The sequence below is a fragment of the Neisseria uirgultaei genome (assembly GCF_962719845.1).
Taxonomy (GTDB): Bacteria; Pseudomonadota; Gammaproteobacteria; order Burkholderiales; family Neisseriaceae; genus Neisseria; species Neisseria bergeri.
This window is the reverse complement of the sequence record NZ_CAUIYF010000005.1, coordinates 1-16,824: the sequence shown is the minus strand read 5'-3', so window position 1 is coordinate 16,824 and position 16,824 is coordinate 1. Positions and strand designations below refer to the sequence as shown.

Here is a 16,824-nt window from a genome sequence, read left to right as displayed (position 1 = left end):
GGTTTGCCATCAAGCGGATACGGCCGAAAATCTCAGGTTCAAGGACAGATAGGGTCTTCCGCGCATCTTGTGCGGACGACATCTGAACAATAAATCCGGAGAAGCTGAGAATGACTGCCCTGAAAACCACCCCATTTCATCAAGCCCATCAAGATGCAGGCGCGAAGCTGGTCGATTTTGCCGGCTGGGAGCTGCCCATCCATTATGGTTCGCAAATCGCCGAACACGAAGCCGTGCGCACCGACGCAGGTATGTTCGACGTATCCCATATGCTCGTTACCGATGTCGCCGGAGCGAACGCCAAAGCCTTTTTCCGCAAACTGATTGCCAACGACGTTGCCAAACTCGCCTTCGTCGGCAAAGCCCTTTATTCCGCGCTGCTCAATGACAACGGTGGCGTGATTGACGACTTGATCGTTTACCGTACCAACGAAGCCGAAACCCAATACCGCATCGTATCCAACGGCGCGACCCGCGAGAAAGATACGGAGCAATTCCACAAAGTCGGACAAGAGTTCGGCGTTGCCTTCAATCCGCGCTACGACCTCGGTATGCTTGCCGTACAAGGTCCTAAAGCCATTGAAAAACTCCTGACCGTCAAACCCGAATGGGCGGATGTCGTCCACAACCTCAAACCGTTCCAAGGAGCGGATTTGGGCAACGACTGGTTCGTCGCCCGCACCGGTTACACCGGCGAAGACGGCGTCGAAGTCATCCTGCCCGGCACCGAAGCCGTCGCATTCTTCAAAGCCTTGCAACAAGCCGGCGTACAGTCCTGCGGCCTCGGCGCGCGCGACACCCTGCGCATGGAAGCCGGCATGAACCTCTACGGCAACGATATGGACGATGACACCAGCCCGCTCGAAGCAGGCATGGGCTGGACGGTTGATTTGAAAGACGAAAGCCGCGACTTCGTCGGCAAAGCCGCCTTGCTGGCATTGAAAGAAAAAGGCGTTGCCGTCAAACAAGTCGGTTTGCTGCTCGACAAAGGCGGCATCCTGCGCGCGCATATGGAAGTGTTGACCGACAAAGGCAAAGGCGAAACCACCAGCGGCGTATTCTCGCCCAGCCTGAAACAATCCATCGCCATCGCGCGCGTACCGAAAGATTTTGACGGCGATACCGCCAAAGTGCTGATTCGCGGCAAAGAAGCGGACGTGCGCGTACTGAAGCTGCCGTTCGTCCGCAACGGTCAAAAACAGTTTGATTAATATCGGTTCAGACGGCATTTTCATTTCATATGCCGTCTGAAAGCAGGTTTTAAGGAATTGTTGTTCCCTATGAAAGCAACCTTTGGCAGTTTATTGTTGTTATTGATGTTATCGGCCTGCGCTTCGTCTGCCGACGAGCGCGGATTGATGTTTTTCGATACAGAAGGAAAATCCCATACTGCAATATTTATGAAAATCGTTGGCGGCAATGGAAAGATTGCCGGCGAGGTGGTGATAGACGGGGAATATGCTCTTGATATTGTCCGCATGAATGATGATTTGAGTATTGCCGTGCAAGATAATAAGGGTAGAAGCCGTGCTTCCGACCTGAAATCATTGTCGCAAGCGAAATCATTTACCCTGTTTGCGTTCAGCCGTTATGCGGGCACAGTTGAAGTGGATGAAGTATCGGCTGTTGCAGGCATTTGTGCAGATTACCGCAGCAAAGGTCTGAAGGTTGTCGTTGCAGACAATATGAGGTCCAAACAAGAAATCGTTGTATTCCGTGCAAGCGGCGTAATGGCAAGTAACAAGCGCAAGATAAACGAAGCGTATTTGGATTATTCTGCCTCCCCTAAACTTCCTTCCGCCCAAAAGCAAGAATTGGAACAAGATAAAAACAATATGATTGCCGTCCATTACGGACGCTTGGAAGAATTAATCGCACGAGGTATCTGCGCACGCTAAGCTGAGCAGATGCCGTCTGAAAATAACCCCCTACCAATGGAGAATCAAACCATGAGCAACAACATCCCGGCCGAACTGAAATACGTTGCCAGCCATGAATGGCTGTGCCTTGAAGAAGACGGTACCATCACCGTCGGCATTACCCACCACGCGCAAGAGCTGTTGGGCGACATCGTGTTTGTCGAGCTGCCTGAAGTCGGCGCGAACCTTGCCGCCGAAGAACAAGCCGGTGTGGTTGAGTCTGTAAAAGCCGCATCTGACGTGTACGCGCCGATTGCAGGCGAAGTCGTTGCCGTCAACGATGACTTGCCCAGCGCACCGGAAACTGCCAACAGCGACCCTTACGGCGCAGGCTGGTTCTTCAAAATCAAACCTGCCAATCCTGCCGATTACGACGGTCTGCTGACTGCCGAACAATACGCAGGCGAAGTAGATTAAATTCCCATCCTGATAATAGGATGCCTTATTTAAGGAACTGCACTTTCAGACGGCAAGGATGCGTTTGGAAGTGCAGTTTTTGTCTGTGTCTTCAAGGTCAGTTAGGCTATAATAACGGCCTATATTCATCTTTACCGATTTTTTCATGCAACTTACCGCTGTCGGACTCAATCATCAAACCGCACCTTTAAGCATACGGGAAAAGCTGGCGTTTGCCGCCGCCACCCTGCCTGAAGCTGTCCGCAATCTTGCCCGAAGCAATGCGGCAACGGAGGCGGTAATCCTTTCTACCTGCAACCGCACCGAGCTTTACTGCGTCGGCGATTCGGAAGAAATCATCCGATGGCTTGCCGGTTACCACAGTTTGCTAATTGAAGAAATCCGTCCGTATCTGTACACGCTGGATATGCAGGAAACCGTGCGCCATGCTTTCCGCGTCGCCTGCGGGCTGGATTCGATGGTGTTGGGCGAGCCGCAGATTTTAGGACAGATTAAGGATGCCGTCAGGGTTGCTCAAGAGCAGGAAAGTATGGGTAAGAAACTCAATGCCCTGTTCCAAAAAACCTTTTCCGTTGCTAAAGAGGTCCGTACCGATACTGCCGTCGGCGAAAACTCGGTTTCCATGGCTTCCGCTTCCGTCAAGTTGGCAGAGCAGATTTTCCCCGACATCGGCGATTTGAATGTCTTGTTTATCGGCGCAGGCGAAATGATTGAGCTGGTTGCCACTTATTTTGCTGCTAAAAACCCCAGATTGATGACGGTTGCCAACCGGACGTTGGCGCGTGCCCAGGAGTTATGCGACAAACTCGGTGTCAACGCCGAACCGTGTCTGCTATCCGATCTGCCTGCCATTCTGCACGATTACGACGTGGTGGTTTCTTCAACGGCAAGCCAGCTCCCTATTGTCGGCAAAGGCATGGTGGAGCGTGCATTGAAACAAAGGCAGAGTATGCCGTTGTTCATGCTTGACTTGGCCGTGCCGCGCGATATTGAAGCGGAAGTCGGCGATTTGAATGATGCCTATCTTTATACGGTGGACGATATGGTCAATATCGTCCAAAGCGGTAAGGAGGCAAGGCAGAAGGCCGCCGCCGCCGCCGAAACGCTGGTGTCCGAGAAGGTTGCCGAATTTGTCCGGCAGCAGCAGGGCAGGCAGAGTGTCCCCTTGATTAAAGCCTTGCGGGACGAGGGCGAGAAAGCGCGCAAGCAGGTGTTGGAAAATGCGATGAAACAGCTTGCCAAAGGCGCAACGGCAGAAGAGGTTTTGGAACGGCTGTCCGTCCAACTGACCAACAAGCTGCTGCATTCGCCGACCCAAACCTTGAATAAGGCGGGGGAAGAAGATAAAGATTTGGTTCATGCCGTCGCGCAGATTTATCATTTGGACAAATAACGGTGCGCCGGAAAAGGATGCCGTCTGAAGGGGTTTCAGACGGCATATTTTTGTGCCGCCTGACAACATCGTGAAATCCCACATTATATCGATGTAATTACAAAGTATTATCCCGTATGCGGATTGGTTTTAAGATTTGTAAATTTGATTTGCATCAAAAAATCGCCGATAGATGATTCATATAATATCAATATTAAAGAGTATCGGTATATCGGGGATAGCTATGTCCTGTTTTTCAATCCGGCGTATGTCTGCGTTTCGGGCGCGGATAACGGCGTTTTTTGCCGCCTTTGTCTTTTTGACGGCGGCACTGCCCGCTTATGCGGAGCGTCTGCCTGATTTTCTGGCGAAAATACAGCCTTTGGAAATCTTTCCGGGGGCGGACCGTTACGGCAAACCGGAAGGTAAGCCCATGGTCGCCCGCGTTTACAAAGGCGACGAGCAGCTCGGTTTGGTCTATATTACAACCGATGTGGTTAATACGCGCGGTTATTCGAGCAAACCGATCGATACGCTGATGGCGTTGGCAAACGACGGCACGATAGCAGGGGCGAAACTGGTCGATCATCACGAGCCGATTATGCTGATCGGTATCCCGCAGTCGCGTGTCGATAAATTCATCGACAAATATATCGGTCTGAACTTTATTAAAAATCCGCCGACTCCGGGCGTGGCGCCGGGCGACATTATCAGCGGTGCGACTGTTACGCTGATGGTGATTAACGACAGTATCCAGCGTTCGTACAAGGTCATTGCCAACCAATACCGTTTGGGTTCGGATAAGGCTCTTCAGACGGCATCCGCTTCCGATGTTCAGGAAGCCGCGCCTGCGGCAGAAACCCGTCCGCGCCGTATGGCAAATCCCGACAAGCAGGATATTTTGTCTTGGGACGAACTTTTGAAACAAAAGGCCGTCGGCCATCTGCACATCACGCTCGATCAAATCAACAAACTGTTTGAGAAAGGCGGCAAGGCCGGCGTGGCCGATCACGCCGAACAGGGCGATCCTGACGATACCTTTATTGATTTGTATGTTGCCTTGGTCAGCCAGCCTTCCATTGGTAAAAGCTTGCTGGGTGAGGACGGCTGGGCGCATCTGCAAAAACGGCTGAAACCTGGGCAGCAGGCGGTTTTGGTTGCCGGAGAGGGCCGTTATTCTTGGAAAGGTTCGGGTTATGTGCGCGGCGGTATTTTCGACCGTATCGAGATGATTCAGGGAGAGAACAGCTTCCGTTTTACCGATGCCCAACACGAACGCGTAGTTGCACTGTCTGCCGCCGGTTCGCCGCGTTTTAAAGAAGTTTCTTGGTTTACCATCCCTGAAGGCGTAGCGTTTGACGGTGCGGAGCCGTGGCGGCTGCAATTAATGGTTCAGCGCGTATTGAGCGTGAACGATAAAGCTTTCGTTACCGCCGATTTGGATTACGAACTGCCTCAGGGTTATTATGTCGATGATCCTAAAGCACCGCCCGTAGAAATCAGCGCGCCTGTCGAAGCCGTACCTGCCGCGGCATCCGATGCCGCTTCAGACGGCATTGCCGAAGATGCGGCATCTGAAAACGGTGTATCCAATCAATTATGGAAACAGATTTGGAAAGCGAAACAGGGGCAGATTATCGTTGTCGGCATTGCACTGACCATATTGTTACTGGTGTTTTTGTTCCAAGACTGGATTGTGCGTTACGAAAAATGGTACGACCGCTTTCGCCTCGCCTTTTTGACCTTCACGCTCTTCTATATCGGCTGGTATGCACAGGCGCAGCTTTCGGTCGTCAATACGCTGACGCTGTTTTCAGCCATCCTTACCGAATTTCATTGGGAATTTTTCCTGATGGATCCGATTGTGTTCATCCTGTGGCTGTTCACGGCTGCAACTATGCTGCTGTGGAACAGGGGAACGTTTTGCGGTTGGTTGTGTCCGTTCGGCTCATTACAGGAATTGACTAACCGGATTGCCAAAAAACTGGGTGTGAAACAGATTACCGTGCCGCATATGCTGCATACCCGTTTGAGCGTTATCAAGTACCTGATTTTCTTCGGACTATTGGCAATCTCCCTGTATGATTTGGGTACGGCGGAAAAATTTGCCGAAGTCGAACCCTTCAAAACGGCGATTATCTTGAAATTTGTACGCGAGTGGTGGTTTGTCGCCTTTGCCGTGGCTCTTTTGGTTGCAGGGCTGTTTATCGAACGTTTCTTCTGCCGTTATCTGTGTCCTTTGGGTGCGGGCATCGCGCTGCCGGGCAGATTCCGCGTGTTTGATTGGCTGAGACGTTATAAAATGTGCGGTAATCCCTGCCAAATTTGTACGCATGAATGCCCTGTACAAGCGATTGCCCCGGAGGGAGATATCCATCCGAACGAATGTATCCAGTGTCTGCATTGTCAAGTCATGTACCACCACGATACGCGCTGTCCGCAAGTTGTGGCAGTGAATAAGAAAAAACAAAAACAGGCTGCTGCAAAATCAGGGGAATTGGAAAGTGTCTCCAAGCAGCCGCAGGAACAGGTTGTCCATTTTGTCAAACCCGAAACGGCGCAATCTGAAAAATAAGCATCCAGGGGAAGCCTGAAGCCAAAGTGTCAGGCAGGCAGGGTTTCCCCGGAAGGATAATAAAATTTTTCCCATCGGCTTGCCGTCTGAAAACCGGTTTGCCGTATTTTATCCAAGGAGTGTTGTATGTCAGACGAAAAATTAGAACAAAACGGCTTGAGCCGTCGTTCATTCTTAGGTACGGCCGCTGCTTCCGGTGCAGGTATTGCCGGTGCGGGCCTGTTGGGTTTGGCGGGTTGCTCTAAAGACGGCGAACAGGCTGCCGCTTCTGGTGCCGCCCCTGCCGCCAAGGAGCATGGTGAAGCCAAACCAGGTCAACTGTCTTCCGAAGTCGGTCCGGGCGAACTCGACCAATATTACGGCTTCCTTTCCGGCGGTCAGTCCGGCGAGATGCGCCTGATTGGTCTGCCTTCCATGCGCGAACTGATGCGTATCCCCGTGTTCAATATGGACAGCGCGACCGGTTGGGGACGTACCAATGAGAGCTTGAAAGTCCTCAACGGCAATATTACCGAAGAAACCCGTAAATTCTTACAAGACAGCGGCCTGCGCTGCTATCCCAACGGCGACCTTCACCACCCGCACTTGTCGTTTACCGACCAAACTTATGACGGCCGCTATGCCTATGCCAACGACAAGGCAAACAACCGCGTCTGCCGCGTGCGTCTGGATGTGATGAAGGCCGACAAAATCATCGACATCCCTAATGCCTCAGGTATTCACGGTCTGCGTCCGCAACGTTATCCGAAAACCGGTTATGTCTTTGCCAACGGCGAACACATTACTCCTGTTAGCGGCGTAGGCAAATTGGATGATGCAAAAACCTGGAATGCCGTGTACACCGCCATCGACGGCGAAACCATGGAGATCGCATGGCAAGTATTGGTTGACGGTAACCTGGACAACGGTGATGCCGACTATCAAGGCAAATATTCTTTTGCCACCTGCTACAACTCCGAGCGCGCGCTGACCGTACAAGGTGCGTCTTCCAACGAGCAGGACTGGTGCGTCGTTTTCGACCTGAAAGCCATCGAAGAAGGCATCAAAGCGGGCGACTTCAAAGAAGTGAACGGCGTGAAAATGCTGGACGGTCGCGCTGAAGCCAAATCCAAATACACGCGTTATATCCCTGTGCCGAACTCTCCTCACGGCTGTAACGCAAGCCCTGACGGTAAATACATCATGCTCAACGGTAAACTGTCTCCAACCGTTACCGTATTGGATGTCAGCAAACTGGACGATTTGTTTGCAGGCAAAATCAAAGAGCGCGATGTGGTCGTGGCCGAACCGCAACTGGGTCTCGGCCCGTTACACACTGCATTTGACGGTCGCGGCAATGCTTATACGACATTGTTTATCGACAGCCAAATGGTGAAATGGAATATTGACGATGCGATCAAAGCCTACAAAGGCGAGAAAATCGATCCGATCAAACAAAAACTCGACGTTCACTATCAACCGGGCCACAACCATACGACCATGGGCGAAACCAAAGAAGCCGACGGTCAATGGCTGGTGTCTTTGAACAAATTCTCTAAAGACCGCTTCTTGAATGCCGGTCCTTTGAAACCTGAGTGTGACCAATTGATCGACATCTCCGGCGACGAAATGCGTCTGGTACACGATAATCCGACTTTTGCCGAACCGCACGACTTGTGTTTGGTTGCCGCGTCCAAACTGAACCCTGGCAAAACTTGGGACCGTAAAGACCCTTGGTTCTGGCAGGATGCTTTGGAACAGGCGAAAAAAGACGGTGTCGAGCTGGAAAAAGCCGCCAAAGTCGTACGCGAAGGCAACAAAGTACGCGTGTACATGACTGCCGTTGCGCCTGCATTCAGTATCCCTCAGTTTGAAGTGAATCAAGGCGACGAAGTAACCGTATACGTTACCAACGTCGAAACCATCGAGGACCTGACCCACGGCTTCACTTTGGAAGGCTACGGCATCGCTATGGAAATCGGCCCGCAAGCCACTTCTTCCGTAACCTTCAAAGCCGTCCGTCCGGGCGTGCACTGGTACTACTGCCAATGGTTCTGCCACGCCTTGCACATGGAAATGTCCGGTCAGATGATTGTTCATCCCAAATAATGCAGTCTGACGGCTGAATATGGAGAATGCCGTCTGAAGGCAACAGGTCTTCAGACGGCATTTATAGCCAAACCGCTTGCCGTACCGTTTCAGGCGGTTTCGCTATAAAAACAGGCACATTTGAATGATGCTTTATTTTGTTCGGCCATACCGAACGAAACAGAGGGACACTATGCACACATCCGCGCTCCGTATATGGCTGAAGGCCGTGCTGATACTTGCCGCCGGCAGCATTTTTCAGACGGCATCGGCAGCCGTCGTCCACGTTTCCCCGCAAGACAACCTTGCCGAAATTTTTGCCCGCGCCCGGGCGGGCGATACGCTCAAACTGGCTTCCGGCGTATATCAAACCAAACTTTATATCGACAAACCGATTACGATTGAAGGGCCTGCCGACCGTTCTGCAACCATCGAAGGGGACAGGAGCGGTCGCACCATAGCCGTACATGCGCCAGACGTAACGCTCCGCAACCTGACCGTTACCCGTTCCGGTATGAGCCTGCCAGCAATGGATGCCGGTATTTATCTCGAAGAAACCGCTCCGCGCACCCTGATTGAACACAACAATATTTTCGATAATTCGGTCGGTGTCTATCTGCACGGTTCTGCCGATGCGATGGTGCGCGAGAATAAAATCGTCGGCGACGCGACTTTGCGCGTGAATGAGCGCGGCAACGGCGTTACCGTTTGGAACGCGCCCGGCGCGCAAGTCGTCGGCAACGACATTTCCAAAGGGCGGGACGGCATTTTTTCCAACACCAGCACGCACAACACCTATAAAAACAACCGCTTCAGCGATTTGCGTTTCGCCGTCCACTATATGTACACCAACGACAGCGAAGTCAGCGGCAATATTTCCGTGGGCAACAATATGGGCTATGTGCTGATGTTTTCCGAACGGCTCAAAGTGTTTGACAATATCGCCGTCGGCAGCCGCGATCAGGGCATTATGCTCAACTATGTCAACTATTCCGATATTCACGACAACATTATCAACAAGGCGGGCAAGTGCGTTTTTGCCTACAATGCCAACTACGACAAACTGTCCGCCAATCATTTTGAAAACTGCCAAATCGGCATACACTTTACCGCCGCCATCGAAGGCACGTCCCTGCACGACAATTCCTTTATCAACAACGAAAGCCAGGTCAAATACGTCAGCACGCGCTTTCTCGACTGGAGCGAGGGCGGACACGGCAACTACTGGAGCGACAACAGCGCGTTCGATTTGAACGGCGACGGCTTCGGCGACAGCGCGTACCGTCCCAACGGCATCATCGACCAAATCATCTGGCGCGCGCCCGTATCGCGCCTCTTGATGAACAGTCCCGCAATCAGCATCGTCAAATGGGCGCAGGCGCAGTTTCCTGCCGTTCTGCCCGGCGGCGTGGTGGACAGCAAACCGCTGATGAAGCCTTATGCCCCCAAAATTCAAACCCGTTATCAGGCGATGAAGGACGAGCTGCTCAAAGAAGCCGAAACGCGGCAGTCGGAGTGGGGCAGGGCGGAAAACGGTTCTTTGAACTAGTCTGCTTCAGACGGCATCCGGATTCAAATGCCGTCTGAAAACACAAAAGGAACAACCATGACCACACATCATGTCGAATTGAGGAAGGTAACCAAACGCTTCGGGGCGCAAAAAGCCGTCAACCAAGTCGATTTGGTTTTGAAGGCAGGAGAAAGCGTCGGGCTTGCCGGACACAACGGCGCGGGCAAGTCCACCATTATGAAGCTGATACTCGGGCTGATTACCCCGACCGAAGGCGAAGTGATGCTTTTGGGCGAACGTACCGGCAGCAAAGCGGGGGCGCGGCTTCGCAGCCAAATCGGCTACCTGCCCGAAACCGTTGCGCTGCACCCTTCGCTGACCGGCATCGAAACGCTGGATTTTTACGCGAAACTTAAAAAACAGCCGCTCACGCAGAACCGAGGGCTGCTTGAGCGTGTCGGCATTTCCCAGGCGGCACACCGCCGCGTCGGCACTTATTCTAAAGGGATGCGCCAACGCCTTGCCTTGGCACAAGCCCTGCTGGGCGAACCCAAAGTCCTGCTGTTTGACGAACCGACAACCGGCCTTGACCCTGCATCACGACAAATGTTTTACGAAGTCGTGCGCGAACTCAACGGGCGCGGCGCGACCGTATTGCTCAGTACCCACGCCCTTGCCGAGTTGGACGGGCACGCCGACCGCATTATCGTGATGAAAAACGGCGTTAAGGTTGCTGACGGCAGTATGGACGAATTGCACGTTCAAAGCGGACTGCCGCTGACCGTCAATATCCGCCTCAATGCACCGCGCACCTTGAGCAGCCGCTGGCAGCCGCTTTCAGACGGCATTTCTTATCGGGCACAATGTCAGGCGGAAGAACGCATGAACCTTTTGGGTGAGCTGGGCAGCCTGTCCGACCTTGCCTATCTCGACATCCACACGCCGACGCTTGACGAAATGTATGCACAGTTCTTGAAAAGGGAGGACGTATGAACCCCGTTTGGATTATTACCGGCAAAGAAGTCCGCGACAGCCTGCGTAACCGCTGGGTGCTTGCCGCCGCCCTCCTGCTTGCCGCACTCGCCCTTTCTTTGGGTTTTCTCGGCAGCTCGCCCACCGGTTCGGTCAAGGTCGATCCGCTGACCGTTACCGTCGTCAGCCTGTCGAGCCTGTCTATTTTCCTGATTCCGCTGATTGCCATGCTGCTCTCCTACGATGCACTGATTGGGGAGATTGAGCGCGGTACGATGGCGTTGCTGTTGAGTTATCCCATTTCGCGCAACCAAATCCTTGCCGGCAAGTTTGTCGGACATCTCATCATCCTCGCACTCGCCACCACGGCAGGCTACGGATTGGCAGGCATTACGCTGCAACTTGCCAACGGCAGTTTCGACATCGCCGCTTGGAAACCCTTTGCGCTGTTGATTGCCGCCAGCGTCATCCTCGGTGCGGCTTTTCTGTCTATGGGTTACTTGATCAGTGCGAAAGTCAAAGAACGGGGGACAGCGGCCGGTATTTCCATCGGTGTGTGGTTGTTTTTCGTCGTCATCTTCGATATGGCCCTTTTGGGTATTCTGGTTGCCGACTCAAAACAGGTTATCACCGCGCCCGTCGTTGAAACGGTGCTGCTGTTCAATCCCACCGACATTTACCGCCTGCTCAACCTGACCGGTTACGAAAATACGGCTATGTATGCGGGTATGGCGGGTTTGAGCGGACAAATCAGCCTGACCGTCCCCGTTTTGCTGACCGCGCAGGTTTTATGGGTTATCATTCCGCTTGTTTTGGCAGCCGGAATTTTTAGAAAGCGACAAATATGAAAAAAACCCTGTTGGCAATTGTTGCCGTTTTCGCCTTAAGTGCCTGCCGGCAGGCGGAAGAGGCGGCGCCTCCTTTACCTCAGCAGATTAGCGACCGTTCGGTCGGACACTATTGCAGTATGAACCTGACCGAACACAACGGCCCCAAAGCCCAGATTTTCTTGAACGGCAAACCCGATCAGCCCGTTTGGTTCTCCACCATCAAGCAGATGTTCGGCTATACCAAACTGCCCGAAGAGCCTAAAGGCATACGCGTGATTTACGTTACCGATATGGGTAATGTTACCGATTGGACGAATCCCAATGCCGACACGGAGTGGATAGATGCGAAAAAAGCCTTTTATGTCATTGACAGCGGCTTTATCGGCGGTATGGGTGCGGAAGACGCGCTGCCGTTCGGCAACAAGGAGCAGGCTGAAAAATTTGCAAAGGATAAAGGCGGTAAGGTTGTCGGTTTCGACGATATGCCTGATGCTTATATTTTCAAGTAAATCCAAACAAAAATGCCGTCTGAACGTTGAAGCCAAGGTTCAGACGGCATTTTTATAGTGGATTAAATTTAAACCAGTACAGCGTTGCCTCACCTTAGCTCAAAGAGAACGATTCTCTAAGGTGCTGAAGCACCAAGTGAATCGGTTCCGTACTATTTGTACTGTCTGCGGCTTCGTCGCCTTGTTCTGATTTAAATTTAATCCACTATATTATGGGTTCAAACGGGGCAGGTTTGAACAACTGCCCCATTCCTTATTCCTGACCGGGCGTAACGGTGGAATAAGGTTTACATCCCGCCGTAATTCGGCCCGCTCGCACCTTCGGGACAAATCCAAGTGATGTTTTGCGTCGGGTCTTTGATGTCGCACGTTTTGCAGTGAACGCAGTTGGCGGCGTTGATTTGCAGGCGCGGGCTGCCGTTTTCTTCGACGATTTCATACACGCCGGCCGGACAATAGCGCGTTTCGGGTGAGGCGTATTCTTTATAGTTCACATCTATCATCGTTTGCGGATTGTTCAACACCAAATGGTCGGGCTGGTTTTCTTCGTGCGCGAGATTGGCGAGGAAGACGCTGCTTAAGCGGTCAAAGGTCAACACGCCGTCGGGTTTCGGATAATCAATCGGCTTGCATTCGGCGGCTTTTTTGAGCTGCTCGTTGTCTTTGCCGTGATGTTTCAAAGTCCACGGGGCCTTGCCTCTGAAAATCATCTGGTCGATGCCTGTATAAAGCGAGCCGAGGTAAACGCCCCATTTGAATGACGGACGGACATTGCGCGCGGCGTAAAGCTCTTGATACAGCCAGCTTTGTTCAAAACGTTGCTGATAATCCGCCGCTTCTTTGCCACTGTCGAAGCTTTCCACTTCTTCAAGGTTTTCCAACAAGGGGAACACGGCTTCGGCGGCAAGCATGGCAGACTTCATCGCGGTATGGATGCCTTTGATGCGCGGCATATTCAGAAAACCCGCCGCATCGCCGATTAAAACGCCGCCTTTGAACGAAAGCTTCGGCAGGCTTTGCAAACCGCCTTCAATCAGCGAACGCGCGCCGTAAGCAATACGGCGGCCGCCTTCAAAGGTTTTGCGGATTTCAGGATGGGTTTTGAAACGCTGGAACTCTTCAAACGGAGACAGATACGGGTTTTGATAGTCCAAACCGACCACGAAGCCGACGGCGACTTTGTTGTCGTCGAAATGGTAAACAAACGCGCCGCCGTAGGTTTTGCTGTCCAGCGGCCAGCCCGCGCTGTGTACCACCAAGCCGGGCTGATGCTGTTCAGACGGCACTTCCCAAACTTCTTTAATGCCCAAGCCGTAAGTTTGCGGCTGGCTGTTTTGGTCGAGTTGGAAGCGTTCGATGATTTGCTTGGAAAGCGAACCTCGGCAGCCTTCGGCAAACAGGGTTTGCTGCGCCCAAAGCTCCATGCCGGGCTGGAATGAATCGGTCGGCTCGCCGTCTTTGCCCACACCCATATTGCCGGTCGCAATACCTTTGACCGAGCCGTCTTCGTGATACAGCACTTCGGCGGCGGCAAAGCCCGGATAGATTTCCACGCCCATATTTTCCGCCTGCTCCGCCAACCAGCGCACGACTTCGCCCAAGCTGGCGATGTAGTTGCCATGATTGTCGAAATTAGGAGTAACTGGCAGATTGAAGGCTTTTTTCTCCGTCAGGAACAACACCTTGTCCTGCGTTACCGTGCGCGTCAGCGGCGCGCCTTTTTCTTTCCATTCGGGAATTAGCTCATTCAACGCAATCGGATCGACAACCGCGCCCGCCAGCGAATGCGCGCCCGCCTCCGAACCTTTCTCCACCACGCAAACGCTGATTTCGCGCCCGTTTTGTTCGGCAAGCTGCTTGAGTTTGATGGCGGCGGACAAACCCGACGGGCCTGCGCCGACAATCACGACATCGTATTGCATACTGTCGCGGGTGATGGATTCTGTCATGGCGGTTCCTATGATTTATTATCGATTATAAAACGGGCAATTATACAACGCAGACAGTTGCTTACCAAATAAAACAATGCCGTCTGAAATAGCTTCTCAGGCATTCAGACGGCATTTGCCCCCATATGGTCAAAGATATTTTTTATCCGGCAGTTGCGTAAAGAGGCTGTCATATTCTTTCTTCAGTTCAGGGATATTTTTGACAATTCTGCCAACTTTATCGAATTCAATCAGTAGGATTTGACGGACAGTTTCTGCGTATCTTGAATCGGTCTGCCTTTCCATCAGCGGTACGAGGTAGGTAAGCAGATTGTGAAGGTAATCGGTCAGCCTGTGGTCGGGTAGGGCGGTTGTCAGACTTCCTTCTCTGCGGTGGTAAATAAAAAAGGGAATGTCAACCTCCAAGACTTTTCCGCCTGCAAGCAGAAATTCAGAGATGAAAACCATATCTTCCCCAAAACGCATACCGTTGCGATAGGTAACGCCCGTAGCGACAAGGTGGCGACGGTCAATCATAAAGCACATATTGTGTAGAGGCCAGTGATGAGGCAGACTCTGCATCAATATCCCCTGCATAGATGAGATTTTCCCATTGTGCTGTTCTTTAAATTGAAAAACGGGCTTACACCTCAACATATTTTTCCCCTCTTCATAAGGAGGACGGAGATATACGCCTTTAATCGCTTGAAGTCCGTTATCTTGAGCAAGTCTTGCCCACAAACCGAAATCTATGGGGTAAAGTTCGTCATCAGGGTCTAAGAACATGATGAAATCCCCCGTTGCAAGTTTTAATCCGGCATTGCGTGCCGCCGCCACGCCCCTGTTTTGGCTGCTGACAACGGTAATAAAGGGATATTGGTGCATATATTTCGCCAGGATTTCCGCACTGCCATCTGTCGAACCGTCATCTATCAAAATAATTTCTTTGCGTACCGTTTGAAGCAATATGCTTTCGAGCGCGCGGGGGATATAGGGTGCAACATTATAGACGGGCAGGATGAAGCTGATACTGGGTAGATTATCGGAGGTTGCTTTATCGTTGGAGTACATCTGAATCCTTAATTTGTTGTATAGTGGATTAAATTTAAATCAGGACAAGGCGACGAAGCCGCAGACAGTACAGATAGTACGGCAAGGCAAGGCAACGCTGTACTGGTTTAAATTTAATCCACTATAAAAGGCGAAGTATGCAGATGGGCAACTTTAGGATATGGCCTGCATACAAAATCCAAAATGCCGCACTTATCTGCAAGTGCGGCATTTTTACTATAGGCTGTGTTCCAATAGGTATTGATGGCGGAAGATCACCATTGATAGCCGACAGCCGCTCCAAATAACGGTTTTTTGGTATTGTTGCCGGAGAAATTGAACGAAGCACCTGCCTTCAGGATTACTTTGCCGTTATCTGAGAGGCTGGAGTAACCGATTGCAAGAGCCTGTTCACCATTGTAGTGTGCCGTAGAAGCGGATACCATCGAGTGTCCTGCATAAGTCGGTTGAGGAAGGAGTGCAACCGCTCCTGCTTTGGCGATACCGCCGTTCATTGATTTATCCAACTTGTCGACTTTTTGCTCTATAGAGGAAATCCGTTCATGCACCTCAAACAACTGTGCGCCGTTGACTGCGTCTGAGCTTGATGGAGAAATCCTGCCTGCCGCCAAGCCGCTTATACGGACTTCGCCATTGGGGCGTTCATTAGTAATTGTACCTTTGGCGGTCAGCATGGTACCGTCCGATTCTTCGGTTCGGGTAAATCCCCCCCCGAGGGAGTCGATAAAGTCTTGTTCTGTTTTATTAGCACGTTTTTCAGTATCTAAAGATTTCCAGATTTCATAGGCGGATTTGCCGTTTTCGCCATTAGCGCCGCGTTCGCCTTGCTCACCTTTATCGCCTTGTAGGCCGCGTTCACCCTGGAGGCCGCGTTCGCCTTGTAGGCCGCGTTCGCCTTTATCGCCTTTATCGCCTTTATCGCCCTGTTCACCTTTATCGCCTTGTGCACCTTTCTCACCCTGTTCGCCTTTAAGGGATTTCAGGAAGGCGGCTTCGGATGTGTCGTCAAGGGTTGTGTTCTGTTCTTTCCAGATTTCGTAGGCAGATTTGCCGTTTTCGCCTTTATCGCCTTTCATTTTCTCTTTCGATTTGTCGGAAAGGGTTAGGGTTAGTCGTTCATTATCGGATGAATATTCAATTTTAACGTCTGATTCAGAATCAACTTTATCAGGTAAACCTTGAATAAATTCCTCAAGCTTTTTCTCAATCTTTTCAGGTACGTAGGAATACAGTTGACCTCCGGTAACCGCATCAGTCGATCCCAAACCAATCTCACCATTTGCAATCTCGGTAATCAAGGTGCCACCGCCGTTATAGCCGATGATGGTCTCCTCAATTTCATATGTACCCGAATTCCAATTGCCAACATTTTTTTTATTGTTGCCATCATCAGTTATTGGGTTTATAACCAGCTTTCCAACCGTCGTTACCTTATTGTCGTCAGCCTGAGCGTATGGTATGGCGGATATGCCGATTCCTGTGGCTGCTGCTGTGAGGATGAGTTTGGATATTGCCGTATGTTTTTTGTCGGAGTGGGTCATGATTGTACCAATTAGAGTTAACGCTAACGTAATCCTCCGATTATATATTCAGACCCTTACTCTGTAAATAATACGTTGTATTATTTTATCCATTTTTTTTTTTTTTTTTTTTT

At 51.5% G+C, this 16,824-nt stretch carries 13 protein-coding genes and 1 pseudogene; 10 read left to right on the top strand and 4 right to left on the bottom strand.

Going from position 1 to position 16,824, the window contains the following annotated elements; translation table 11 throughout:
- Positions 1–110 precede the first annotated feature (110 nt).
- The 10 genes from gcvT to Q9J32_RS04190 all read left to right on the top strand — a co-directional run bounded on the left by gcvT (position 111) and on the right by Q9J32_RS04190 (position 12,171).
- A complete protein-coding gene (gene gcvT, locus Q9J32_RS04235) occupies positions 111–1,211 on the top strand; it encodes a glycine cleavage system aminomethyltransferase GcvT (protein WP_301883939.1) in 1,101 nt (366 codons plus the stop codon).
- A gap of 147 nt (positions 1,212–1,358) precedes the next feature.
- A complete protein-coding gene (locus tag Q9J32_RS04230; protein WP_308446880.1) occupies positions 1,359–1,898 on the top strand; it encodes a hypothetical protein in 540 nt (179 codons plus the stop codon).
- A 51-nt stretch (positions 1,899–1,949) separates the two neighbouring features.
- Complete coding sequence (gene gcvH, locus Q9J32_RS04225) at positions 1,950–2,336, top strand: glycine cleavage system protein GcvH (RefSeq protein ID WP_301884161.1); 387 nt, start codon at positions 1,950–1,952, stop codon at positions 2,334–2,336.
- Positions 2,337–2,481: 145 nt separating this feature from the next.
- Entirely contained in the window at positions 2,482–3,729 is a 1,248-nt protein-coding gene (hemA, locus tag Q9J32_RS04220) for a glutamyl-tRNA reductase (RefSeq protein ID WP_301883935.1), read from the top strand.
- 247 nt (positions 3,730–3,976) lie between these two features.
- Positions 3,977–6,283, top strand: coding sequence for a NosR/NirI family protein (locus Q9J32_RS04215; protein WP_301883933.1), 2,307 nt, complete (start codon positions 3,977–3,979; stop codon positions 6,281–6,283).
- 126 nt (positions 6,284–6,409) lie between these two features.
- Entirely contained in the window at positions 6,410–8,371 is a 1,962-nt protein-coding gene (nosZ, locus tag Q9J32_RS04210; protein ID WP_301883930.1) for a TAT-dependent nitrous-oxide reductase, read from the top strand.
- A 172-nt stretch (positions 8,372–8,543) separates the two neighbouring features.
- Entirely contained in the window at positions 8,544–9,899 is a 1,356-nt protein-coding gene (locus Q9J32_RS04205) for a nitrous oxide reductase family maturation protein NosD (RefSeq protein ID WP_301883927.1), read from the top strand.
- A 57-nt stretch (positions 9,900–9,956) separates the two neighbouring features.
- Positions 9,957–10,853, top strand: a complete 897-nt coding sequence (locus Q9J32_RS04200; RefSeq protein WP_003709597.1) for an ABC transporter ATP-binding protein — start codon at positions 9,957–9,959, stop codon at positions 10,851–10,853.
- A complete protein-coding gene (locus Q9J32_RS04195) occupies positions 10,850–11,680 on the top strand; it encodes an ABC transporter permease (protein WP_003709598.1) in 831 nt (276 codons plus the stop codon). The genes Q9J32_RS04200 and Q9J32_RS04195 overlap by 4 nt, the downstream gene beginning before the upstream one ends.
- A complete protein-coding gene (locus Q9J32_RS04190) occupies positions 11,677–12,171 on the top strand; it encodes a nitrous oxide reductase accessory protein NosL (protein WP_301883922.1) in 495 nt (164 codons plus the stop codon). The genes Q9J32_RS04195 and Q9J32_RS04190 overlap by 4 nt, the downstream gene beginning before the upstream one ends.
- A gap of 147 nt (positions 12,172–12,318) precedes the next feature.
- On the opposite strand, the pseudogene Q9J32_RS04185 reads toward Q9J32_RS04190, so the two are convergent.
- The 4 genes and pseudogenes from Q9J32_RS04185 to Q9J32_RS04165 form a co-directional block, all read right to left on the bottom strand.
- Positions 12,319–12,381, bottom strand: a pseudogene (locus Q9J32_RS04185) (transposase); the annotation flags it as partial.
- A 77-nt stretch (positions 12,382–12,458) separates the two neighbouring features.
- Complete coding sequence (locus Q9J32_RS04180) at positions 12,459–14,120, bottom strand: electron transfer flavoprotein-ubiquinone oxidoreductase (protein WP_304675368.1); 1,662 nt, start codon at positions 14,118–14,120, stop codon at positions 12,459–12,461.
- A 129-nt stretch (positions 14,121–14,249) separates the two neighbouring features.
- Positions 14,250–15,170: a glycosyltransferase family 2 protein gene (locus Q9J32_RS04175; protein WP_304675366.1), complete on the bottom strand. Its 921-nt coding sequence runs from the start codon at positions 15,168–15,170 to the stop codon at positions 14,250–14,252.
- A 254-nt stretch (positions 15,171–15,424) separates the two neighbouring features.
- A complete protein-coding gene (locus Q9J32_RS04165) occupies positions 15,425–16,711 on the bottom strand; it encodes a YadA-like family protein (RefSeq protein ID WP_304675365.1) in 1,287 nt (428 codons plus the stop codon).
- Positions 16,712–16,824 lie beyond the last annotated feature (113 nt).

What these genes read in the sequence shown, in the direction of transcription:
- Q9J32_RS04215 (WP_301883933.1), top strand. Translation starts at nt 3,977, where the DNA reads ATGTCTGCGTTTCGGGCGCGGATAACGGCGTTTTTTGCCGCCTTTGTC.
- Q9J32_RS04180 (WP_304675368.1), bottom strand. Translation starts at nt 14,120, where the DNA reads ATGACAGAATCCATCACCCGCGACAGTATGCAATACGATGTCGTGATT.
- gcvT (WP_301883939.1), top strand. Translation starts at nt 111, where the DNA reads ATGACTGCCCTGAAAACCACCCCATTTCATCAAGCCCATCAAGATGCA.
- Q9J32_RS04190 (WP_301883922.1), top strand. Translation starts at nt 11,677, where the DNA reads ATGAAAAAAACCCTGTTGGCAATTGTTGCCGTTTTCGCCTTAAGTGCC.
- Q9J32_RS04205 (WP_301883927.1), top strand. Translation starts at nt 8,544, where the DNA reads ATGCACACATCCGCGCTCCGTATATGGCTGAAGGCCGTGCTGATACTT.
- Q9J32_RS04195 (WP_003709598.1), top strand. Translation starts at nt 10,850, where the DNA reads ATGAACCCCGTTTGGATTATTACCGGCAAAGAAGTCCGCGACAGCCTG.
- Q9J32_RS04175 (WP_304675366.1), bottom strand. Translation starts at nt 15,170, where the DNA reads ATGTACTCCAACGATAAAGCAACCTCCGATAATCTACCCAGTATCAGC.
- hemA (WP_301883935.1), top strand. Translation starts at nt 2,482, where the DNA reads ATGCAACTTACCGCTGTCGGACTCAATCATCAAACCGCACCTTTAAGC.
- nosZ (WP_301883930.1), top strand. Translation starts at nt 6,410, where the DNA reads ATGTCAGACGAAAAATTAGAACAAAACGGCTTGAGCCGTCGTTCATTC.
- Q9J32_RS04230 (WP_308446880.1), top strand. Translation starts at nt 1,359, where the DNA reads ATGTTTTTCGATACAGAAGGAAAATCCCATACTGCAATATTTATGAAA.
- Q9J32_RS04200 (WP_003709597.1), top strand. Translation starts at nt 9,957, where the DNA reads ATGACCACACATCATGTCGAATTGAGGAAGGTAACCAAACGCTTCGGG.
- Q9J32_RS04165 (WP_304675365.1), bottom strand. Translation starts at nt 16,711, where the DNA reads ATGACCCACTCCGACAAAAAACATACGGCAATATCCAAACTCATCCTC.
- gcvH (WP_301884161.1), top strand. Translation starts at nt 1,950, where the DNA reads ATGAGCAACAACATCCCGGCCGAACTGAAATACGTTGCCAGCCATGAA.